We start from the raw sequence: 24005 nt of genomic DNA, 5'->3' as shown, positions 1-24005 counted from the left end.
GGATAGTTATGTTACAATATCTCTAGAACAGAGGTAGTTATGCGATATGTAGGCAAAAATTTGTTGCAATTTGTAACAAACTTTACAGTAATCGATTTAGAAACAACAGGTCGAAGTAATAAATTTCATGACATTACAGAGATTAGCGCAATTCGTTATCGAAATGGTGTTGTTGTGGATTCTTTTTCTACACTTGTTAAGGCAAGAAATAGTATCCTTCCTTTTGTGGTATCCTTAACGGGCATAACAGACGAGATGCTTGAGGACGCACCTTATATCGAAGAAGTGATAGAGGAAGTGGTTGCATTTATTGGTGATGATATTATTCTTGGTCATAATGTGCAATTTGATTACTTTTTGATTTATGACGCTTACAGTGTTTGTATGGATGGGATCATGCGTAATGACTATATTGATACACTCCGTATCTCGAGATTGTTAAATAAAGATATTAAAAACCACAAATTAGAAACTTTATGTGAGTATTTTGGCGTTGAACGAAAGATCGGTCATCGTGGATTTGATGACAGCCTTCAAACAGCGCAGGTTTTCCTTAAAATGAGAGAAAAATACTTAACGTTGCGTGAGCAAAAGCGTGAAAGAGAGGGTTATTATGAACGTATATGATTGGGATAAAACGATTTATGATGGAGATAGTTCAATTGACTTCTACAAGTTTAACTTGAGGAAAGATAAGAAGCTATCTAAGTTATGGTTGAAACAAACGAAAGCAGCTGCTGATTATAAACGCGGTAAAATCAGTAAAACTGAAATGAAAACTGTATTTTATGAGTATTTTAAAGAGATTGAGGATATTGATTTACGTGTTTTAGAGTTTTGGGCAGAGCATAAGCACAAAATTAAACAATGGTACTTTGATCAACGTCGTGAGGATGATTTAATTATCTCTGCTTCTCCTGAGTTTCTTTTGGAACCGATTGTTGTTGAAGAATTGGGATTAAGTTTAATTGCAAGTCGGGTGGATAAACATACTGGTGCTCATGATGGTGAAAACTGTTATGCTGCTGAAAAAGTCCGTCGTATGCGAGAGTTGTATGATTTATCTGAAATGGAGTCATTTTATTCTGATTCTTATTCAGATGACCCATTAGCTCAGTATGCGAAAGAAAGCTATTTTGTTGTCGGAAATGATTTAAAACCATGGTAACAGTTTGAACTGTTACTTTTTTTTTAGGATTTCTATCATAGTTATCATATTTGATAGAGGTGATGTAATGAGAATGTGCTGGAAGTGTTTGGAGGATAACGAAAACTTGATTTCGGAGTCTTTTTGTAAGAGATGTTGCTTTATGCAATATTTTAATCTTGAAGATGAATCGAGTTTACCACATAAAAATGCAATAGAAAAGCGATCTTTAAAGCTTACAAATATACAGCAACGTGCGAGTAATCAGATTATCGATCGTATCTTGAAACAGTCAATCTTCGTTGATGCAGTTTGTGGAGCGGGTAAAACAGAAATCTGTATTCCTGTTTTACGATATCTCCTTGAAAAGGGATTAAATGTTGGGTGGGCAATTCCGAGACGAGAAGTCGTTATTGAACTAGCAGAACGAATTCAGTCGTATTTGGAAGACTATCATGTTACTGCAGTATTTGGTGGATGTGTTGATAAATTGGCGGGTGATTTGATTATTTGCACAACGCATCAACTTTTTCGTTATCCTCAGTATTTTGATGTCCTGATACTCGATGAGCCGGATGCATTTCCGTTTGTGAATGACGCCCTTCTTCTGCGTTTTGCAAAACTAGCTTGTCGAGGGACGTTTTTATATCTATCTGCCACATATGATGTTGATCATGTACATCGTATTGTTGTTCCATTACGACCCAGCGGTAAACTTCTACCAGTTCCTACTGTCAAATGTCGATATTTTCCAATTATTACATTGCTTCAAGATCTTATGAATTTGAAAGGGGAAATGGTACTTATATTCGTTCCAACTATGAAAATAGGAAAGGGTATATCGCGACTCTTGCGGTGTGCGTTGATAACCTCGGAATGCGTTGACAAGGAAAGTATTTTATCAACATTCCGGGAAAAGCGAAATTGGATTGTTTGTACAACAATATTGGAGCGGGGGGTTACCTTCGAAAATTGTTATGTTTGTGTTTATGAAGCACATCACAGGGTTTTTAGTGAATCGTCACTTGTTCAAATTGCAGGGCGGGTAATGAGAGGAATGAAACCATTAAAAGGTACTGTTGTTTTCTACTGTCGCGAGTATTCAACTTCGTTACTATCGTGTGTCGATCGAATCAAAATTGCGAACGATGCTGCGCGGGGTGTTTTAAATCAGTCGATGCAGGAAAAGGCATAATTGACTATTTTTTTGATAATCCGCATTTGTGTGGATTGTGCCAGTTATCAACAAACGTATTGAAATTAAAAATTGGAGAATTTGAGGTGCTCAGTTTCTACAAATACGAAACTACGGTTCGGGTCTTGCTGTTGCGATATAAAGATGGCCGTGATCGTTCATTAGCGAAACCTATCATGTGGCGAGTTAAGAAAAAATTAAAGAAATACACACGTGATAAAATGGTTGTAGTTGTTCCGTCGCGTCGAGATTCTCAAATATCACGAAGTTTTCATCATGTCGAGTATCTTCTTGATTGTGCTGGAATTGTCTCGCACTCTATTTTTGAAAACAAAGCATTGCATGACCAAACTAACGTATCAGATCGAACCGACATTGCTAATAATATTATCCTAGTTGCGTTCACAAAAATAAAAAACAAAGATGTAGTAGTTGTTGACGATATTATTAGTTCAGGATCGAGTTTAGAGGCTTGTATGAGACTTGTTAAGCCTTATGTTAAAAGTGTTAAGGGCATTTCAATTTCATATTCTAAGCGTTTCGAAAAATAAAAGTAAGCGATTTCACTTGTCTTTTAAGTGGCTCTGACGTATAATCAAACATGTCAGATGTAGAAAGGTATAGGATTTGAAATGCAAGGAAAAGTAAAAAAGTTCAATAAGAACAAAGGATTCGGATTTATCACAACAACAGAAGATAGTGATGTATTCTTTCACTATTCACACCTTGTGATGGAGGGGTTCAAGACTATCGAAGAAGGAACTGATGTCGAGTTCGAATTAATGGATACCGAGCGAGGCTTACAGGCACATAACATCGTTAGAATCTAAAGAAAAGTTGGCATCTGCCAACTTTTTTAATGATTTCATATCAATAATGATTATGATACAATAAAAAATGAATGGAGGCATGAAATATGGCTGGATTTTTTAATAATTTATTTAGCGGAGACCGCAAAATTCTTAATGAAGTAGAAAAGACTGCTCATGCTATTGATGCGCTGAAAGATGAGATTCGCGCACTCTCAGACGAAGAGCTAAAAAACAAAACAGAAATCTTTAAACAACGCCTCAACAATGGTGAAACATTGGATGACTTATTGGTTGAATCCTTTGCAGTTGCACGTGAAGCCGCATACCGTGTAATTGGAGAATTTCCATATATTGTTCAATTAATGGGTGGAATCATTTTACATCGTGGCGATATCGCTGAAATGCGTACCGGTGAAGGGAAAACATTAACAGCAATATTACCAACATACTTAAACGCATTAGATGGCAAAGGGGTTCATGTCATTACAGTTAATGAATACCTTGCGTCCCGTGATGCGGAGTGGATGGGTGAGATTCACCGCTTCTTAGGACTGACTGTAGGTACAAACTTACGTCAATTATCTGCATCACAAAAACGTGAAGTATATGAAATGGATATTACGTATACGACGAACTCTGAAGTAGGATTTGATTATTTACGTGATAACATGGTCACTCGTATCGAGGATCGCGTATTACGTCCACTTAATTTTGCGTTAATCGATGAGGTTGACTCGATTCTTATTGATGAATCACGTACACCTTTAATTATTTCAGGTGGTGCTCGTGAAGGTGCTCGTTTGTATGAACAAGCAGATAAATTTGCTAAGAAACTTTCACAAGGTGCCGATTATGTAGTCGATGTTAAATCAAAAACTGTACAACTTACGGAGTCAGGTGTTGAAAAAGCAGAAAATACATTTAAAGTAAATAACCTTTATGATTTAGACAACACAGCATTACTTCACCATATCAACAATGCATTGAAGGCAAACTACACAATGTTGAAAGATATTGAGTATGTTGTTCAAGACAACCAAATCATAATCGTTGACCAATTTACAGGTCGTTTGATGGAGGGTCGTGAGTATTCGGATGGTTTACATCAAGCACTAAGTGCAAAAGAAAATGTCGCTATCAAGCAAGAAAGTGTCACACTTGCTACGATTACATACCAAAACTTCTTCCGTCTTTACAACAAATTATCTGGGATGACTGGTACAGCTAAAACTGAAGAAGAAGAATTCTTAGAAATCTATAATATGCGTGTCTTAGTCATTCCAACGAATCGACCAGTAGTACGTATGGATAAAGAAGACTTAATTTTTGGAACAAAGAAAGCTAAATTTGAAGCACTTATTCAACAAGTTAAAGAAATTCATGAGACAGGGCAACCTGTACTTGTGGGTACTGTTGCAGTTGAAACATCAGAGTATCTAAGTATGATGATGACACAACGCAAAATCAAACATGAAATTTTGAATGCTAAGAACCATGCTCGTGAAGCGCAAATTATTGAACGCGCAGGACGTAAAGGTTCAGTAACAATCGCTACCAACATGGCTGGTCGTGGAACTGACATCAAACTAGATGACGAATCACGTGCACTTGGTGGACTAGCGGTTATTGGTAGTGAACGTCACGAATCACGTCGTATTGATAACCAGTTACGTGGTCGTTCTGGACGTCAAGGAGATCCTGGAATGTCTCGTTTCTTCGTATCATTTGAAGACGATCTTATGATTCGTTATGGAAGTGAACGTTGGGAATCGGTCACATCGCGTCTTGGTGATGTTGCGGTTGAAAATAAAACTCTAACAAAACAAATTAGTGCAGCACAAAAGCGTGTTGAAGGAATAAACTTTGACATTCGTAAAACATTGCTTGATTACGATGATGTTTTACGTCAACAACGCGAAATTATGTATGAACAACGTAACTACATTCTTGAAAATGATGACGTTCATAGTATCATTTTAGAAATGTTCGAACGTGTTATCTCAAATACAATTGGTTCATTTAGAAATATGGAAAGTAAAGATCAGTCAGTCGATATCAATGGTTTAGTCGAAGCGCTTGAAAAACTGGGCCTTATTACTGATGCCGTTAACGAAGCATCTTTAAGTGCCATGAATGTGAATGAACTTCAAGCATTTATTGTTGGTGATGCATGGGGTCGCTACGAAGCAAAAATTGCGGAAGTATCTGACCAATTTACACGCGTCGAAAAAGATATGGCACTTCGTATGATTGACCGTTCTTGGATTGATCATATTGATGCAATGAGCAAGTTACGCGAAGGAATTCATTTACGTTCCTATGCTCAAGAAAAACCACTACAAGCATATGTAAACGAAGGTTTTGAAATGTTTGACGAGATGCTAGGTGCAATCGCTCAGGACATTGTAATGTTCTGCATCAATGTAAAAATTGAATACAGACAGTAGATTTAAAGAATAGATAAGGGTGATGAATTTTGGAATTATTTGAAATAGCTCAAATTTTGGAAGAATCATTAGATTCATTGAAAGCGCTCGGTGATTCACTTTGACTTGGCTCAAAAACAAAGCAAAGTCGAAGCATTAGAAGCAGAGATGGTGGTTGAAGGGTTTTGGGATGATCATAAAAGAAGTGCCCAACATATTCAGACACTAAACCAAATTAAAAAAATAGTTGAAACATATAATCAACTAATAAAAAGAATTGATGATGGCCTTGATACATTAGCATTGCTCAAGGAAGAATTCGATGAAGAGTTCAAAGAAATGCTTGAACTAGAAGTTAAAGATATTGAGAAGGAATTAGATTCGTTCTCAATAATGATTTTACTGAGCCATGATTATGATCAAAAAAATGCAATTGTAGAGATACATCCGGGTGCTGGTGGTACTGAAAGCCAGGACTTTGCGGAGATGTTGTATCGTATGTATACACGTTGGGCCCAAGACAAAAAATACAAAGTCTCGGTTCTTAACTATTTGGATGGTGATGAGGCAGGTCTAAAAGCAGTTTCTTTCTTAGTCAGTGGACCATTAGCTTATGGTTATTTAAAAGCTGAAAAAGGGGTACATCGTCTTGTACGAATAAGCCCGTTTGATTCATCGGGTAGACGCCATACATCGTTTGCATCGGTTGATGTCGCGCCAGAATTTGACAATAGTATAGAAATTGTCATCAATCCGGAAGACATTGACGTCGATACAATGCGCGCATCTGGAGCGGGTGGGCAGCACGTTAATAAAACCGATTCTGCAGTGCGTATTACGCATAAAGAATCGGGAATTGTCGTGACTTGTCAAACCGGTAGAAGTCAATTGCAAAACCGAGAAGAAGCGCTTATGATGCTTAAAAGTAAACTATACCAACGTGAAATTGAGCAACAACAAGCAAATCTAGCGGCAATTAAAGGGGAGCAAAAACTTATTGAGTGGGGATCACAGATTCGTTCATATGTTATGCACCCATATTCAATGGTAAAAGATCATCGTACAAAGCAGGAAACAAGTCAAGTTGACGATGTTTTAGACGGTGAAATTGATGACTTTATTGAAGCATTCTTGAAAATGAACGTAGGTGTATAGATGAAACAATACCAAGACAAAATAACAAATGCGCTCTTATTGGTGCTCGGAAATTTTGTGCTTGCGTGTGGTGTTACATTCTTTATTCTACCAAACAATATTTTATCGGGCGGTGTGGCAGGAGTTGCCGTCGCCCTTTATCCTATTCTAAGGGTGGAGCCAAGAATTATGATGAACATCATAATCGGGCTCGCTTTCTTAATGGGTCTAGTATTCTTGGGGAAAAAGTTTGCATTAAAAACACTAGCAAGTAGCATATTATATCCGCTTTTCGTTAATTTACTGAGTTTAATCCCGTTCAATGCAACACTTGATCCTCTAATCGCATCACTGTTCGGCGGTATTTTTATGGGGATTGGTCTCGGATTAACGTTTAAAACAGGTGCAAGTACAGGAGGGATGGACATACCACCTCTCATTTTATCGCGTTATACTGGAATCCGTGTGTCAGTCTATATTTTTGCAGTAGATGCAGCAACGGTACTCTTGGGATTCCACAGCTACACATTGAATCAGGTTCTTATGGGGTTCATTTCCATTTATGCATCAACTAAAGCTATCGATAAAATATCTCTCATTGGTGGTATTGATGCGCGACAAGTTACGATTATTTCAGATGAGTATGAGTCGATTTTGGACTATCTTCATAACAATATTGATCGTGGTTCAACAATCATTACAGCACGTGGTGGTTATACACAAGATCGCAAAGAAATTGTCATGACCGTGATAAGTAAAAAACAATATAATGACCTTGAAAAGGCGGTTCTTTCGATAGACTCGGAAGCCTTCTTAGTTGTATCGAATGCAACGGAAGTCCATGGCAAGGGCTTCAGGACGGTCTAGTTTCACGCAAACTTCAAAAGGCGTATGCTATAATTTAAAATGAATAAAGGAGTGAGAGATAGATGCTAGTTCTAAAAGACGTATCAAAAAAATATAAAAATGGTGTCAATGCACTATATGACATCAATCTATCTGTAGACCAAGGTGAATTTGTCTACATAATTGGTCCTACTGGTAGTGGGAAATCCACACTAATTAAGCTCCTAGATGGTGAAGAAATTCCAACTTCAGGAAGTGTTAATGTAGGAGACTATAACGTTGGAAAGTTACGACATTCCAAAGTTCCTATTTATCGACGAAGAATTGGTGTCGTATTTCAAGATTTCAAACTCTTAGAACGTAAAACTGTTTTTGAGAATATTGCGTTTGCCCTCGAAGTAGTGAATACACCAAACGCCAAGATTCGATCACGTGTTCGTGAAGTCTTAAGATTGGTTGATCTGAGTGAAAAAGCGAATGCATTCCCTCAAGAGTTAAGTGGTGGACAACAACAAAGAGTTGCTATCGCAAGAGCAATTGCTAATAAACCTCAATTGCTTATTGCTGATGAACCAACAGGTAACTTAGACCCTGAAAAATCAAATGAGATTATTATGTTGTTAGAGCGTATAAATCGAGAAGAAGAAACAACTGTACTTATGGTTACGCATGATGTAGATATTGTAAATAATAACAAAAAACGTACGATTGCCTTAGATGCTGGACATATTGTTGCAGATTTAACATCTGGAGGATACATCAGTCATGAATAGAGTATTAAGACATATTAAAGAAGGATTCTTGGGAATGGTGCGTAACTTTGCGCTGTCATTGTCAAGTATTTCATCTGTTACTGTGACGCTATTAATTATGGCGCTTTTCTTATTGTTAAGTGCAAACCTAGGTGTAATCACGAAACAAATTGAAGAGAGTGTTCAAATCGCTGTTCACGTTAATAATAACTATGAGAGTCAAGAAAACATCGACCGAATCTCTAAAGCGATTGAGGTTATCCCCAATGTAAAATCTGTAGGTTTTTCATCGAAGGAAGAAGAGTTAGAGATGTTTATTAAAAACTCAGGTGAAGACGCAGAGTTACTCTTTGGATCATTTAGGGGTGAATCTAACCCAATGCCGCTTACATTTTTAGTTCAAGCTGAAAAGGGCGAGTATTTGAAACAAATTACCCAGGAAATACTAAAAATCGAAGGTATTGATGATGCGATTTATGGTGGCGATGCGACATCTACCTTTGTGCACGGTTTGGAACAAGTTCGTAATATTGGATTTGCAATTGTCATCGCATTGGGTGTAGTTGCAGTATTCTTAATTTCAAATACGATTCGTGTATCGATTCATTCACGTCGTCGTGAAATCGGTATTATGCGTACCGTAGGTGCTACTAACTGGTACATCAGATGGCCATTCATTATTGAAGGAATGTTGATTGGTTTGATTGGCTCATTTGTTCCAATTCTTATCACAATCTTCGGGTATCAATATTTATTTGAATCAGTCGGTGGATTCTTATTTTCGAAAATGTTTGTATTGGTATCACCAACACCGATGGTATACCAAATATCTATTGTATTGGCACTAATTGGTTCAACTGTTGGAGCAATTGGTAGTGTCTTTTCTGTCGGGAAGTTCTTAAGGTGGACGCGATGAAAAAAATATTTCGAAACACAATTCAAGTAGTGATAGTATTATCAATGATGATCTTAGTGTCAACATCTGTTTATGCTACGTCTGATGATGAATATGAAAATAACCTCACTTACTATCAAGAGCTGTGTCGCGGAATAGAAAGTGAAAGTGTTAAAGCAACTTGTGATGGTTACCGCTCATTTCTTGAACGTCGTGCTGGAAACAAAGAAGCAGAACGTGCTGAAATTGCAAACCGTCGTGAAAAAATAGATACAGATTTAAAGAGTAATTTATCGATTCTTGGTGAGTACGAAGGAAAGATAAAGGATCTTGAAACGCAAATTAAATCGCTAGAGGCTCAAATTGTACAAAATGAGGCTCAAATTGCACTAATAGAAATTCAAATAGCGCAACGATTAGAAGACATTAAAGGTTTAGAGGAAGACATTAAAGCATACATGGTCAAGAGTCAATCAACCATGCGTGTAAATGGATACATCGAGTTCTTAATGGGAGCAACTGATTTCTCCGATATCATTCGACGCGTTGAGGGCTTGAATGCAATTAAAAGATCAAATGAGAAGATGATCGATGCTTTCAAAGAACAACAATTGAAACTTCAAGAAGATCGTGCATTAATCGAAAATGAGAAATTTGCGATTGAATTGAATAAAAAGGCAATTGAATCTGAACGTGAACTCGCAAAAGCATATGAAGCGGAAATTCAGTATGTCTATGCGAAATTATCTGAACAAAAAGACATTTTGGATGTAGCAGATGCCCAAGTTCAAAATGAAATTACAATTAGTAACGATCTAGCAAGTCAAATTGGTGATCTTGTCTTGGTTCCCAAACCAGAGCCTGAAAAACCAGATCCGGAGAAACCGGTTGATCCTGGAAACCCAGATCCTGAAAACCCTGACCCAGAGAACCCAGGTCCTGGAGAAGGATCTACTGATATATATCATCCTGTTCCGGGTACATCATTGACGGCTACTGTATGGCAGTATCCGTGGGGTGGATGGCATCTCGGTAATGATTTGGGTGCTGATATAGGAACTCCATTAAGAGCAATCGGTAATGGTGTCATTGTGGTTGCGCAAGGTGGTTGTGGAAATAATGCTGACGGCTGTAACGGTGGACTCGGAAATCATATTTCAATGATTTTCCAAGATGGTGATCGTTCGTACGGCGCATTGTTCATGCACTTATCAAGCACCGCAGTGGGACAACTTGCTGTTGTTCCTGCTGGAACTGTGATTGGTTACACTGGAAACTCAGGAACATCGACAGGGCCCCACGTCCATATTGAAATTTTCGATTTGGGGCCTGGTACTGTCGTTGATGGATTAAATCTATGGAATAATGGTCATCGAACTGCTCAATTTGGACTTGGTGGATCAAGTGGTGGAAATTCATCACTATGTGATTATCGTGGAAGTTATCCATGCCGAACAAATCCAGGTCGCTATGTATACAGCACATAATCAATAGATGAGGTGAACATGAAACGAATTTTAAAAAATACAATTATTATCTCAATTATTTTGATGATGCTACTTGGCGTACTTGCCCCGATATTCGCTAGTAATCGTGATGATTTCGAATCTAATCCAGGGAAGTATGACCAACTTTGTAGCTCATATTCCGAGTCGTCAGCGCAAGTTTGTCGTGAATACCGCGCTTACTTGTTAGAGCGTGCTCAAAACAATCAAGCAGCAAAAAATGAAATCTCAAATAAACTTAAAGATATTGAGACGAATTTGATGGAAAATCTTGGACTTATTCAAGAGTTTGAAAATCAAATTACTGCATTAGATGCGAATATAAAAACACTAGAACTTGAAATTGCGCAAAAGGAACAACATATTCAAGAACTTCAAGTTGAAATCCAAACTCGTGAAACTGAAATTGCAAAACTTGAGGAAGAAATTAAAACGTATATGGTTCAGAGTCAAATGAACATGCGTGTCAACGGATATATAGAATTCCTTATGGGCGCAACTGATTTCTCCGATATTATGCGTCGTGTTGTTGGAATGAACAGTATTCGTCGATATAATGAATCTCTGATTGATAACTTCAAGTCTCAAAAACAAGCGCTCGAAGAAACAAAAGCTGCGGTCGCAACTGAAATTGAGAATATCGAACTTAATAAAAGTTTAGTCGTTGTCGACAAAGAAAATATTGTATATCTTCAAGCCGGTGTACAAAAAATTTATGATGAATTAGTCATTCAAAAAGTTAACTTTGAAATGCAAGAAGCACAAGTTCAAGCAGCAATCGAACTTGACCAAGCAACTGCTGATGCAATCAATGCAATCCCTCCAACGAATGGCTTATCAAGTCCTGTACCAACTGGAAGAAAGACCGAATCAGTATGGGGATATAGCTGGGGTGGAACGCACCTTGGGGTAGACTTATCTGCTGGTTATTTTGAACCAATCTATGCTGTTGGTAATGGCGTAGTTGTGGTAACTCAAGGTGGATGTGATACGTATTCAAGTTTTGGTTGCAATAGTGGCCTTGGAAATCATCTCTCAATGATTTTCGAATCAAATGGCAAAGTCTATGGTGCGTTGATCATGCATATGGCAAATGGATCATTTAAAGTTGGTCCAGGTAGCGTTGTGAACCAAGGTCAACAAGTAGGCGGTGTCGGAAACTCAGGAAATTCTATCGGGTCACACGCCCATATCGAAATATTTGATTTAGGAGTCGGTTCGGTTTCAGAAGGGGTATCAATGTGGAATAGCACATGGCGTACTGCTCAATTTGGTTTGGGTGGTTCTGACCGTGGTCAAAGCAGTCGTTGTGAATATAAAGGATCAACACCGTGCCGTATTGACCCAGAAGCATTCTTAGGTGTTTAAAAAAAGGTGTATCAATGAACAGTTTAGTTCAGAGATACACCTTTTACTATGGCGTCAACAATTGCTTCTGATGTTGCTTCAAATTGAATTGCTTCAAGATGTGATGGGTACATAAATGTGTTGGCCACGGATGTTTTTAAGAATTCATGAATTCCGTCATAATAACCATCAATGTTTGCAAAACCAACAGGTTTGTTGAAATATTCAATTTGATTTAATGTTATTACCTCAAAGATTTCATCCATTGTGCCACAGCCACCAGGAAATGCAACGAATGCGTCAGACATCTCATTCATCATCGTTTTACGAACACTCATGTCGTCTACAATTACAAGTTCTGTAAGTCCAGGATGCGCAATTTCTTTATCAACTAAAATCTTGGGCATGACCCCAATGACTTTACCATCCAAAGCGATCATCTCATCGGCGATGATCCCCATAATGCCTGAACGGGCCCCACCATACACCATCGTTATATCTTTAGATACCAATGTCTTTGCTAAAATCTTTGCTTCTTTCACAATGTTGTGGTTACTCGTATCGCGCGAACCACAGAAAACAGCTAACTTCATATAAACCCTCCGCTTTTAAGGTCATTATACCATGTGTGAATAAGCATGGTTGATAAAATAGACAATGGAGGATTTAAAATGAAAACAACAATCGTATATACACATCCATGGGATGGAAGTTTTAATCATCACGTTTTAGAAGTGACGAAAGCGCAATTGCTGTCGAAAGGTCACGACGTGGATGTCATCGATCTCCATCAAGACGGGTTTGATCCAGCATTTCATGCTGAAGATTTGAAATTGTTTGGCAAAGGTGAGTACAATGATCCGAAAGCTGAAGATTACATGAAGCGCTTAAAAGCCAGTGATGAAGTCATCTTTGTATTTCCTGTTTGGTGGTATGGAGCACCGGCTATGCTCAAAGGTTTCTTTGACAAGGTATTCTTAAAAGGACATACTTACGACATGGATGAAAATCATAATTTAGTTGGAAAATTAGATATCAATAAAGCTGCAGTTTTTACAACTGGAAACATAAGTAAAGAAATTTTTGAACATATTGGCGATCCAATCAACAAAACAATGATCGAAGCGTTGTTTGGAACCGTGGGTATTAAGAATGTCACGTGGCTACATTGCAAGACAGTGCACATGGAAGAAACACGAAACCAGTTCCTGTTAGAAATTGAACAATACTTGAAATAAATCCCTTAACTGGGATTTTTATTATATGCTGTGATAAACTTAGTACATTGAGGTGGAATCGTGGATAAAGAAGAAAATAACAAACATCAAATTCGTCTAGAGCGTCATAAATGGCCTGACGAAATTAACCGAGAAAAAAAGAAAAAGAAAGTTATCATTGCGACTGCATCAGCGGTGGTTATTGCGTTCTTGCTAGGATGGCAAGGAAATAGGCTTCTTAATAGTATTATAGGTAACGGCAAGAACTCAGAAGCACTTGCTCTTTTTGAGCGTGTATACTCTGATGTTCGTTCAAGTTGGTTTTTTGTGAATGATATGGAAGATCCGGATAAGACGTTGGTTGAAAATGCCATTAAAGGCATGTTGCAGCGTAATGGTGACCAGCATACTGTGTATATGACGGATGAAGAAACAAAAAAATTGAATGATTCGATTAATATGTCTTTCGTTGGTATCGGGGTTACATATATGGAGGCGTCCGATACAAATATGGTAACAAACGTTATCCAAGGATCACCAGCTGAAGCGGGTGGAATCTTGGCGGGTGATGTTATTTCTAAAGTTGATGGTGTTTCTACTTTTTCAAGTGATATCCCAATAAAAGAAATGATTCAAGGGGAAGCTGGACAGCCAATTGAGATGGAAGTCTTAAGAGCGGGCAAACCAGTTACTTTGGAGGTCATTCGTGGTCGTGTTGAGGCGTTAGCATTCGGCGAAGTTTTAGAACCAGGTGTTGGCTACATCGAAATGAAATCATTTGGTCGTGGTCTTGCCGATGTAACGGAGTCTATTTTAAAAGATTTTAAAGCCAAGGGTGTCAAGAATTTAGTTATCGATTTACGTGATAACGGTGGCGGATATTTAGATGCGATTCAGGATGTTGCGCGCCTATTCCTTGATGAAGGGGCAATCGTTTATCAAGAACATTTTACGAATGGTAAAACAGAAACTTATACGGTTAAAAATTCAGTCGCATTAAACTATAAGTTTGACGATATTACAATTTTGATTAATGAGGGGACTGCAAGTGCTTCAGAGGTCCTTACATTAGCCTTAACCGAAAATCTTGGAGCTAAAACAGTTGGTATGAAGAGTTATGGAAAAGGGACAGTCCAAACGCAACGAATCTATGGCGACAGTTCTAACTTGAAAATTACAATTGCGGAATGGCGCAGTCCCAGTGATATTAGTATCAATAATGTTGGTATTTTACCAGATCACGAAGTTAAGTTACCTGATGTATTCTACGCATCATATCCACTCATTGGGACTTCAGAATTTGCATATGATACAGTCAGTATCGCTGCATCCTATGCCCAACATGCACTCACTTATCTTGGATATCACAATGGTCGAACGGATGGTTACTATGATAGTGCCACACATGACGCAATTTTAGCGTATGCAAATGCGGAAACAATAAATACTGATGGAACAATAAATCAAGCACTTCTACAACGGATGTATAGTTCTGTCTTATACAATTGGAATGGAAATCGTGCAGTTGATGACATTCAACTCATTAAAGCATTGGAGGTTGCGAAACATGGATCATAAATTTAAACTAGAATCCCGTTTTGAACCAAAAGGTGACCAAGTTAAAGCAATTAAGGAACTAACAGAAGGTATTCTTGCTGGCAAGAAGGATCAAGTACTGTTGGGAGCAACGGGTACTGGTAAAACGTTTACGATTTCACAGGTCATTCAGAAATTGAACCGTCCTACGCTTGTATTTGTTCATAATAAGACACTTGCGGGTCAGTTGTATTCTGAGTTTAAAGAGTTTTTCCCACATAATCGTGTTGAGTATTTTGTTTCGAACTTTGACTATTATCAACCAGAAGCATATTTACCAGGATCGGATACGTATATTGAGAAGAGTTCGATGATAAACCAAGAACTCGATATGCTGCGTCATGCAGCTCAAAACTCTGTCTTACAACGTCGCGATACAATCATTGTTGCTTCGGTTGCGAGTATTTATGCTACCGCTGATCCTGAGTACTATAAGGCAATGCTTTATGTAATGCGAGTTGGCCAGGAGATTTCGCGTGAAACACTGTTGATGGACCTTGTTAAGCGACAATATGTTCGGAATGATATTGAACAATCACGGGGAACGTTTCGAGTTCGTGGTGATGTCGTAGAGATTGTGCGTGGGGATACGGATGATATCGTTGTTCGTGTCGAATTCTTTGGTGATGAAATTGATCGTATCGTTGAAGTGGATCGTATTACTGGTAATGTAAAGCAAGGATATAAGATTTATGATATATTTCCTGCAAACGAATATGCTCGTGATATGGATCAAATTAAAATTGCTGCAGATGCAATTGAAGAAGAGTTAAAAGAACGTCTGGAGTATTTTGAAAAGGAAAATAAACTTGTTGAGTATCAACGACTTGAGCAACGGACAAAGTATGATTTAGAGAATCTTCGTGAGTTTGGGATAACTTCGGGTATCGAAAACTACTCAATGCATATTGATGGGCGACCACCAGAGCAAAGACCGTACACGTTGTTTGATTATTTCCCAGATGATTATTTGTTTGTAGTGGATGAGTCGCACGTTTCTCTTCCACAGATTCGTGGGATGTATAATGGTGACCAATCAAGGAAACGAACATTGGTTGAATTTGGGTTCCGCTTGCCGAGCGCATTGAATAATAGACCGATGACTTTTGAAGAATTTGAAACTGTCCAAAATCAAACAATTTATGTCTCTGCAACACCGGGTGACTATGAGATGGAAAAGGTTAATCATGAAATTGTCGAGCAAATTATTCGACCAACAGGATTGTTGGATCCGACTCTAGAAATTAAACCAAGTCGCGGTCAAGTTGATGATATTGTTGATCAAATTTTAGTGCGACGCGAGCGTAATGAACGTGTGTTAATTACGACACTTACTGTAAAAATGGCGGAAGATTTAACCAGTTACTTATTAGAAACTGGCATTAAAGTCGCATACATTCATCACGAGACTAAAACGTTAGAACGTATTGAAATCCTTCGTGATTTACGTTTGGGCAAATATGATGTCCTCGTTGGAATTAACTTACTTCGTGAAGGGCTTGACCTCCCTGAGGTAAGTTTAATCACAATTTTAGATGCAGATAAAGAAGGTTTCTTACGTTCATATCGATCGCTTGTCCAAATTGTAGGACGTGCAGCGCGTAATGCGAATGGTCATGTTATTATGTACGCTGATAAAATTACTGACTCAATGCAACGTACAATTGATGAGACGCAACGCCGTCGTGATATTCAAATTGCATATAATGAGGAACACGGTATTACACCAACTACTATCATTAAACCAGTTCGTGATATTATTGCTGGAAAAGAAACTGCTGCTCTAACTGCCAAAGTTAGAAGTGGAAAACGTGATAAGAAAGCAATTGTTGAATTGATTGAACGTCTTGAGAAAGAAATGCGTGAAGCGGCAGCTATTCTCGATTTCGAGCGTGCAGCACAGCTTCGTGATGTTATCATGGAAATGAAATCAGAAAATCTATAGCAACCTTCGGGTTGCTTTTTTTGAGTGAAACATTCTTGAAACATGTAGTATTTATTGCAATTCGTTTTGCGAGCAACATGAATTGACCGTATAATGAAACAAATGGGAATGGAGAATCACTATGCACCAAAATGAACAATTGATGGATATCGTTAAAGATATTGCTGCACAAAGCCCGTACATCTATGTTGTAGCAATGAATGGCTCTCGCGTGAATACGAATGTAGGCGCTGATGCGTGGCAGGATTATGATGTGGTTTATATTGTTGAGGATGTTTCAATCTTTGTGAAAGATCGCAGTTGGTTGGATTTTTTTCCAAAACGTTTAATTATGCAAGTGCCAACGGACATGGGAAGTAATCAACCATGGCCTACTTTTTTGATGCAGTTTGAAAATGGTGATCGTGTTGATTTAATGTTCGTCCCAGTTACAGATTTAGCGACGTATTTGCAATCAGATTCGCTTGTGAAAATAATCATGGATAAAGAGGGTATGTTGGAGGGATATGACTTGCAGGAACCCGATGATTCTAAATACTGGATTCAAAAAGCAACACACTCAGACTATCAAGACAGTGTTAATGAATTCTTGTGGCTCTCTCTCTATGTAACTAAAGGGTTGAAGCGGAAGGAACTTTTGTACGCCATTGATCACCTGTCAATCATGCGCGACGAGTTATTGAAGATGATGACATGGATGGTAGGTAATAAAACAAATCATAAAATCAGTCTTGGTAAGAATCATCGTTTGTTGAAAGTATTCATCGAAGAAGATATGTGGGCACGATTTATGACGACCTATAATTTATCAGATGCAGAATTGATTTGGGATGCGTTAGAAACGCTATTGTCACTCTATGAAATTGTTGCAGACCGCGTAGCGGATAACCAACATTTTACATACGATCGTGGCCAATATCACGCGATTCGAAATACAATTCTTGCGTTGCGCAAGGACACAAATCTCTACTCAATCCATGATATAATAAGAGATGCAAGTTTGGAGGTATTATGAACAACGATAAAATTGTAATTAAAGGTGCAAAAGAAAATAATTTAAAAAATGTAAGCTTGGAAATTCCACGTAATAAATTGGTAATCATGACAGGTCTATCCGGTTCCGGAAAGACCTCACTTGCTTTTGATACGATTTATGCCGAAGGGCAACGTCGCTATGTTGAATCACTTAGCTCATACGCACGTCAATTCCTGGGGAATATGGAAAAGCCTGATGTTGAGCTCATTGAAGGATTGTCGCCAGCAATTGCGATTGATCAAAAAACGACGAGTAATAACCCACGTTCAACAGTCGGAACTGTAACTGAAATCTATGACTACTTACGTCTTATGTATGCTCGTGTTGGTGTTCCATACTGCCCAATCCATGGGATTGAAATTACCTCGCAAACAATCAAACAAATGGTTGATCGCATTATGGATTTTGAAGATCAAGCACGCCTCGAAATCCTAGCACCAATTGTTAAGGATCAAAAGGGAGAGCATAAAGAGCTTCTTGAATCCATGCGCAAAGAGGGATTTGTCCGTGCATACATTAATGGTGAAATGGTTCAACTTGATGAACCTTATACAGTTGAAAAGAATAAGAAAAATTCAATCTCAATTGTTGTCGATCGTATTATTAAAAAAGAAGACAGTCGCTTCCGCTTGAGTGACTCGCTCGAAACAGCAATAAAAATTAGCGATGGAATCGTAAATGTTAAAGTCGGATCGGAAATTCATATTTTTTCTAGTAAATTTGCATGTCCAGTCTGTGGCTTCAGTGTACCGTCGATTGAACCGCGCCTTTTCTCGTTTAACTCTCCGATGGGAGCGTGTCATACATGTAACGGATTAGGCATTACTCAATCTGTTGATGTTGATTATCTCATTCCTGATCCTACGTTAACGATTATGGAAGGTGGCATCCGCTACTACAAAAATATTGTTGGTAGTCAAAATATAGAGTGGCAAACATTCGAACAATTGATGAAATTTGCGAAGGTCAATGCGGACACACCAATCAATAAAATTCCGAAAGCAAAACTCGATATTTTACTGTATGGATCACAAGTTCCAGTGAAGTACATCATCGAATCCCGTTCGGGAAATGTGTTCCATAGAACAGAAGTAATTGAAGGTGTTGTGAATCTCATTGAACGTCGTTTCCAGGAAACAACCTCAACATCATCTCGTGAGTGGTATGGTTCATTCCATAGTGAATCAACATGTACAACGTGCCATGGTTCTCGTTTGAATGAAAGTGCACTGAGTGTCAAAGTTGATAACACAAATATTAGTGAATTTACCCATCAGTCCATACGTGATGCACTTCATTTTATGGAGCATTTGGAACTTGAGCCGATGAAGGCAGAAATTGCAGAACTTGTAATTCAAGAAATCGTAGGACGTTTGTCATTCCTAAAAGATGTTGGATTGGATTACTTAACATTAGACCGAATTGCAGGTAGCCTTTCAGGAGGTGAATCGCAGCGTATTCGACTTGCAACGCAAATTGGATCACGCCTTACAGGTGTTCTTTATGTTCTGGATGAGCCATCGATTGGACTTCATCAACGCGATAATGCCCGACTCATCGAAACCTTGAAAAATATGCGTGATCTAGGGAATACACTTTTAGTTGTTGAGCATGATGAAGAAACAATGGAAGAAAGTGACTGGATTGTTGATATTGGACCTGGTGCAGGAGCACTCGGTGGCGAAGTTATTGCGAATGGACCATTGTCAGAAATCATTGATAATGAAGCATCATTAACTGCTGCATATCTAAGTGGTCGTCGTAAAATCCCAACTCCGACGAAGCGTCGTAAAGGAAATAAACTTGCGATTGAAATTGTTGGAGCAAGTGAAAATAACTTAAAGAATCTAACGATAAAATTCCCGCTCGGTACACTCACAAGTGTGACTGGGGTCAGTGGAAGTGGTAAATCATCGCTAGTTAATGAAGTATTAAGCAAAGCAGTCTACCAATCATTAGGTCGTCAACGTATCAAACCAGGAAAACATAAACGTATTAAAGGACTTGAAAACATTGATAAGCTAATTACGATTGATCAAAACCCAATTGGTCGAACACCACGTTCGAATCCAGCAACCTATACAGGTGTCTTTGATGATATTCGTGATCTCTTTGCGAAGACTCAAGAAGCGAAGATGCGTGGTTATGATAAAGGCCGTTTCTCATTTAACGTAGCAGGGGGTCGTTGTGAAGTTTGTAAAGGTGATGGTGTCAAACGTATCTCTATGCACTTCCTACCAGATGTTTATGTTAAATGTACAGAATGTGATGGACGCCGTTATAACGAAGAAACTCTGCAAGTTCGATACAAAGATAAAACTATCTATGATGTCTTAGAAATGAGCATCGATGAAGGCGTTGTTTTCTTCGATGCAATTTCTAAAATTCGTAAAGGATTGCAAACATTGAGTGATGTAGGACTTGGCTATATTAAGTTAGGGCAATCAGCAACAACACTATCAGGTGGAGAAGCACAACGTGTAAAACTTGCAAGTGAGCTCCAACGTCCATCAACAGGAAAAACAATGTTTGTTCTTGATGAGCCAACAACAGGATTGCACAGTTATGATGTAGAAAAACTGATTGGTGTACTCCAACATATTGTTGATAATGGTGACACAGTCGTCGTTATTGAGCACAACCTTGATGTAATTAAGAATGCAGACTACGTTATTGATTTAGGACCTGAAGGTGGTGACGGCGGTGGAACACTTGTTGCCAAAGGAACACCAGAAGCTATTATTAAAGTGGCCGAAAGTCATACAGGACAGTATTTGAAAAAAGTATTAGATAAGGGGTAGTTATGGAAGAAAGAAAAACAACAACAGTACGTGTACTTGTTGAACATTTAAAGCTTACACAATTAACCGGAGATGATGCATCATTGAATCGTTTGGTCACAGTACCCAATACGAATCGTCCTGGACTTGAATTATCCGGATTCTTCGATTATGCGGAGAATAAACGGATCGTAATCATCGGTAAAAAGGAAACAGCATTTATTAAAGGTTTACCAGAATCTGAACAATTCAAACCATGGGATTTTCTGACATCTGAAGAAACACCGCTTATCTTAATTACAAGTAGTAATCCTTTACCGAAAGTCCTAGCTGAAATTGCGACTGAGAAAAATTTCCCAGTATTTCGTACGGAACGCGCAAGTTCAGATGTCATGGTCGATATGGTAACATTCTTAGATGAAGAACTTGCTCCGACAACAAATGTTCATGGAGGACTCATGAATGTCTACGGTCGTGGCGTACTTATTATTGGTGGCAGTGGAATGGGGAAATCGGAGCTAGCTCTTGAACTCATCAATCGAGGCCACTCATTGGTTGCTGATGATCGTGTTGATATTAGTCGTGTCAAAGATATGATTATTGGCTCAGCACCTGAACTTTTACGCGGAATGTTAGAGATTCGAGGAATTGGAATCATTGATATTACGAAAATGTTTGGGACTCATGCTTACCTCGAAGCGAAAGAAGTCGATTTCGTCGTCGAACTTGAAAAGTGGGACGATTCAAAAGAGTACCGACGCGTTGGCATTGAACAAGATGCTCATTATGATGCCTTTGGGTTACAAATTCCACACCTAGTGTTTCCCGTCCGAGAAGGTCGAAATATGGCCGTATTGGTAGAATCAGCAGTGCGTGATTTTATTTTGAAACAACGAGGCGTTGACACTGCTGCGGAATTTGATGCCCGCGTCATGAACTTTATTCAAAAACAAAATGAGGAGCATAAATAATGATTGAATTTTTTCCAAACACTAAAATATTTCTAGAAATAGGACCTGTATCCATTACGTGGTATGCAGTACTCATTATGACAGGAGCAATTATTGCTTTTGTTATTAGTAAACGAAATTTATTAAAAGTTGGTTATAAAGCGGACGATATCGACGATATCTTTATTGGATCGCTGTTAAGTGGATTTGCTGGAGCACGTATCTGGTATATCTTGTTCTTTGACTTTAAGCAATACCTCAAAGATCCAATGATGATTTTTAAAATTTGGGAAGGGGGACTCGCAATTCAAGGAGGCCTCATTGCCGGTGCAATTTTCTGCTATTTCTATATGAAACGTAAGCGTATTAATTTTGTTCAAGCCGCAGATCTAATTTTACCTAATGTTTTGATTGCACAAGCAATTGGTCGTTGGGGAAACTTCATGAACCAAGAAGCATTTGGTGGTGTCGTTTCAGAATCATTCTTTAATGGATTTCCAACATTTATCAAAGACATGATGTTTATCAATGGGAATTACCACCATCCAACATTCCTTTATGAAAGTGTTGCTAATATCGTTGGTTGGATTCTCATCGTGCTCGTTTTGAAACGCTTCAGTCGTATCAAACGTGGTGATCTAACATTTGCATACCTTATGTGGTATGGTGCTACACGATTCTTTATTGAGGGGCTTCGAACAGACAGTCTTTATTTCTTCAATATTCGTATCGCACAATTAATATCCGTCATATTCTTGCTTGTTGGCTTATTTGGATATCTTGGTGGATTCCAAAAAATTATTGGAAAGCCAAAGCCAATTATCCTTTGGGATTTTGATGGGACACTTGGAAACACACAAGAACTTATTATTAAAACATTTAAAAAAGTATTTGAAATTCATAAACCAGACTATAACTTAAGTGATGAAGAAGTTCGTTCATTCTTAGGGCCTACGTTAGAAGATACGTTTAAGAAGCATTTTGATGCTGATCGCGTGGATGCCATTATTGATGAATACCGTGAAATAAATATTGCGATGCATGCGGATTACGTTACCGAAATGGAACACGCATCAGAAGTCTTAACAGCTCTAAAAAATGATGGTTACCGTATGGGAATAGTATCAAATAAACAAACTGCATCCCTTATGGTCGGTGTTGAACTTCTTGAAATGCAAGATTTCTTCGAAGTTGTACTGGGAAGTGATCTATTCAGTCCAGAGAAACCTGATCCTGCTGGAATTGATCTTGCCTTAGAACAAATGAATGTCGATAAGGGTGGTGTTATCTATATTGGAGATACCCCAAGTGATATCATCGCTGGACAGCGGGCAGGTTCATTTACAATTGGTTACGTATTTGATAAAATGCGTGAGAAAGAACTTCGTGAGACCAATCCAAATCGTGTGATTGATGACTTACGCGAAGTTCAAGAAATTTTGAAGGAGGATCATGAATGGACAATAACTATGATGTAATTATCATTGGAGCAGGACCTGCGGGATTAACTGCTGCAGTCTACGCTGGGCGTGCTGGTTTGAAAACAGCAATGTTAGAATATGAAGCACCTGGTGGAAAAATGATCAAAACAGATATCGTATGTAATTATCCTGGAGTCGATAATGTTTCAGGTGTAGACTTATCCATGAAAATGTTTGAACATTCCACAGCTTACGGAGCTGAATACATCTATGGTGAAGTATCAGAAATCATCGATGAAGGGGAATGGAAAATCGTTAAAGCGAGTGGCACTGAGTACAAGACACATGCTGTAATTATTGCAACCGGAACCAATGAACGCACATTAGGTTTTGCTGATGATGAACGTCTTTTAGGAAAAGGGTTGTCATACTGTGCAGTTTGTGATGGCGCATTCTTTAAAAACAAAGATGTCGTCGTTATCGGTGGTGGTAACTCAGCACTTGAGGAATCGGTATACTTAACACAATTTGCGAATAAAGTTGACCTTGTAATCCGTCGCGACGTATTCCGTGGTGATGAAGCAAATCAACGTCAAGTACTCAATAACCCCAAAATTAATGTAATCCGTAAACACGTTCCCGTAGACTATATTGTTACAGACGAAGGAAAAGTTGGCGGTATCAAATTTAAAGATGTTGAAACCGGTGAAGAATTAGATGTTGCATCGGAAGGAGTCTTCCCATATATTGGTGCGATTCCAGCAACGGGATTCCTAGCTAATCATGAAGGTATGGTTGATGAAGAAGGGTATTTAATTGTAAATGAGCAATTGGAGACTGTCATTCCTGGAATCTTTGGTGCAGGTGATGTTATTCAAAAGCATCTACGTCAAATCGTCACTGCAACAAGTGATGGTGCGATTACAGCACAAAACGCATTCCACCATATACAAAATCTAAAATCTAAGGTATAACCTTAGATTTTTGCTATAATAGAGGTA

Annotated in this window: 21 protein-coding genes; 20 read left to right on the top strand and 1 reads right to left on the bottom strand. The window is 38.4% G+C overall.

Annotated features, from left to right (window positions below):
• The first annotated feature begins 39 nt into the window (after positions 1-39).
• The 12 genes from G7061_RS10660 to G7061_RS10605 all read left to right on the top strand — a co-directional run bounded on the left by G7061_RS10660 (position 40) and on the right by G7061_RS10605 (position 12080).
• A complete protein-coding gene (locus G7061_RS10660) occupies positions 40-627 on the top strand; it encodes a PolC-type DNA polymerase III (protein ID WP_159639527.1) in 588 nt (195 codons plus the stop codon).
• Entirely contained in the window at positions 614-1168 is a 555-nt protein-coding gene (locus G7061_RS10655; RefSeq protein WP_159639526.1) for a haloacid dehalogenase-like hydrolase, read from the top strand. The genes G7061_RS10660 and G7061_RS10655 overlap by 14 nt, the downstream gene beginning before the upstream one ends.
• Before the next feature lie 142 nt (positions 1169-1310).
• Entirely contained in the window at positions 1311-2342 is a 1032-nt protein-coding gene (locus tag G7061_RS10650) for a helicase-related protein (RefSeq protein ID WP_166121200.1), read from the top strand.
• An 86-nt stretch (positions 2343-2428) separates the two neighbouring features.
• Positions 2429-2893: a ComF family protein gene (locus G7061_RS10645; RefSeq protein ID WP_159637763.1), complete on the top strand. Its 465-nt coding sequence runs from the start codon at positions 2429-2431 to the stop codon at positions 2891-2893.
• Positions 2894-2974: 81 nt separating this feature from the next.
• Complete coding sequence (locus G7061_RS10640) at positions 2975-3172, top strand: cold-shock protein (RefSeq protein ID WP_159637761.1); 198 nt, start codon at positions 2975-2977, stop codon at positions 3170-3172.
• 86 nt (positions 3173-3258) lie between these two features.
• Complete coding sequence (gene secA / locus G7061_RS10635) at positions 3259-5601, top strand: preprotein translocase subunit SecA (protein WP_166121197.1); 2343 nt, start codon at positions 3259-3261, stop codon at positions 5599-5601.
• Between the two features lie 29 nt (positions 5602-5630).
• Positions 5631-6735 (top strand): peptide chain release factor 2 gene (gene prfB / locus G7061_RS10630; RefSeq protein WP_205700097.1). Its coding sequence is split into 2 segments (ribosomal slippage): positions 5631-5702 and positions 5704-6735, totalling 1104 coding nucleotides; the frame shifts between segments, so codons are not numbered across the junction.
• Complete coding sequence (locus G7061_RS10625) at positions 6736-7581, top strand: YitT family protein (RefSeq protein WP_166121194.1); 846 nt, start codon at positions 6736-6738, stop codon at positions 7579-7581.
• Positions 7582-7643: 62 nt separating this feature from the next.
• On the top strand, positions 7644-8333 hold the full coding sequence (gene ftsE, locus G7061_RS10620; protein ID WP_159639521.1) for a cell division ATP-binding protein FtsE: 690 nt from the start codon (positions 7644-7646) through the stop codon (positions 8331-8333).
• On the top strand, positions 8326-9228 hold the full coding sequence (gene ftsX, locus G7061_RS10615) for a permease-like cell division protein FtsX (RefSeq protein WP_159639520.1): 903 nt from the start codon (positions 8326-8328) through the stop codon (positions 9226-9228). The genes ftsE and ftsX overlap by 8 nt, the downstream gene beginning before the upstream one ends.
• Positions 9225-10694, top strand: a complete 1470-nt coding sequence (locus G7061_RS10970; protein ID WP_159646700.1) for a murein hydrolase activator EnvC — start codon at positions 9225-9227, stop codon at positions 10692-10694. The genes ftsX and G7061_RS10970 overlap by 4 nt, the downstream gene beginning before the upstream one ends.
• A gap of 18 nt (positions 10695-10712) precedes the next feature.
• The gene (locus G7061_RS10605) at positions 10713-12080 is read left to right on the top strand and encodes a murein hydrolase activator EnvC (RefSeq protein ID WP_159637749.1); all 1368 of its coding nucleotides are present in this window, start codon (positions 10713-10715) and stop codon (positions 12078-12080) included.
• Positions 12081-12103: 23 nt separating this feature from the next.
• Here the strand turns inward: G7061_RS10605 and G7061_RS10600 are convergent, their stop codons facing one another.
• Positions 12104-12652 carry a TIGR00730 family Rossman fold protein gene (locus G7061_RS10600; RefSeq protein ID WP_159637747.1) on the bottom strand — a complete coding sequence of 183 codons (549 nt, stop codon included), beginning with the start codon at positions 12650-12652 and terminating at the stop codon, positions 12104-12106.
• Between the two features lie 78 nt (positions 12653-12730).
• On the opposite strand from G7061_RS10600, the gene G7061_RS10595 reads away from it, so the two are divergent.
• The 8 genes from G7061_RS10595 (at position 12731) to G7061_RS10560 (ending at position 23978) form a co-directional block, all read left to right on the top strand.
• Positions 12731-13297 carry an NAD(P)H-dependent oxidoreductase gene (locus G7061_RS10595; protein ID WP_159637745.1) on the top strand — a complete coding sequence of 189 codons (567 nt, stop codon included), beginning with the start codon at positions 12731-12733 and terminating at the stop codon, positions 13295-13297.
• A gap of 60 nt (positions 13298-13357) precedes the next feature.
• Positions 13358-14854 carry a S41 family peptidase gene (locus G7061_RS10590; RefSeq protein WP_166121190.1) on the top strand — a complete coding sequence of 499 codons (1497 nt, stop codon included), beginning with the start codon at positions 13358-13360 and terminating at the stop codon, positions 14852-14854.
• Positions 14844-16817, top strand: coding sequence for an excinuclease ABC subunit UvrB (uvrB, locus tag G7061_RS10585; RefSeq protein WP_159639516.1), 1974 nt, complete (start codon positions 14844-14846; stop codon positions 16815-16817). The genes G7061_RS10590 and uvrB overlap by 11 nt, the downstream gene beginning before the upstream one ends.
• A 121-nt stretch (positions 16818-16938) precedes the next feature.
• On the top strand, positions 16939-17832 hold the full coding sequence (locus tag G7061_RS10580) for an aminoglycoside 6-adenylyltransferase (protein ID WP_166082465.1): 894 nt from the start codon (positions 16939-16941) through the stop codon (positions 17830-17832).
• Positions 17829-20654 carry an excinuclease ABC subunit UvrA gene (gene uvrA / locus G7061_RS10575; protein ID WP_166121187.1) on the top strand — a complete coding sequence of 942 codons (2826 nt, stop codon included), beginning with the start codon at positions 17829-17831 and terminating at the stop codon, positions 20652-20654. The genes G7061_RS10580 and uvrA overlap by 4 nt, the downstream gene beginning before the upstream one ends.
• 2 nt (positions 20655-20656) lie before the next feature.
• Positions 20657-21604: an HPr(Ser) kinase/phosphatase gene (hprK, locus tag G7061_RS10570; RefSeq protein WP_159637734.1), complete on the top strand. Its 948-nt coding sequence runs from the start codon at positions 20657-20659 to the stop codon at positions 21602-21604.
• Complete coding sequence (gene lgt / locus G7061_RS10565) at positions 21604-23061, top strand: prolipoprotein diacylglyceryl transferase (RefSeq protein WP_159639514.1); 1458 nt, start codon at positions 21604-21606, stop codon at positions 23059-23061. Before hprK ends, lgt begins: the two co-directional genes overlap by 1 nt.
• Positions 23040-23978: an NAD(P)/FAD-dependent oxidoreductase gene (locus tag G7061_RS10560; protein WP_166082462.1), complete on the top strand. Its 939-nt coding sequence runs from the start codon at positions 23040-23042 to the stop codon at positions 23976-23978. The genes lgt and G7061_RS10560 overlap by 22 nt, the downstream gene beginning before the upstream one ends.
• Positions 23979-24005 lie beyond the last annotated feature (27 nt).

This window comes from Erysipelothrix sp. HDW6B (assembly GCF_011301115.1).
GTDB classification, from domain to species: Bacteria; Bacillota_I; Bacilli_A; order Erysipelotrichales; family Erysipelotrichaceae; genus Erysipelothrix; species Erysipelothrix anatis.
Note: the sequence above shows the minus strand (reverse complement) of the source record. Positions and strands in the feature narration are given on the sequence as shown.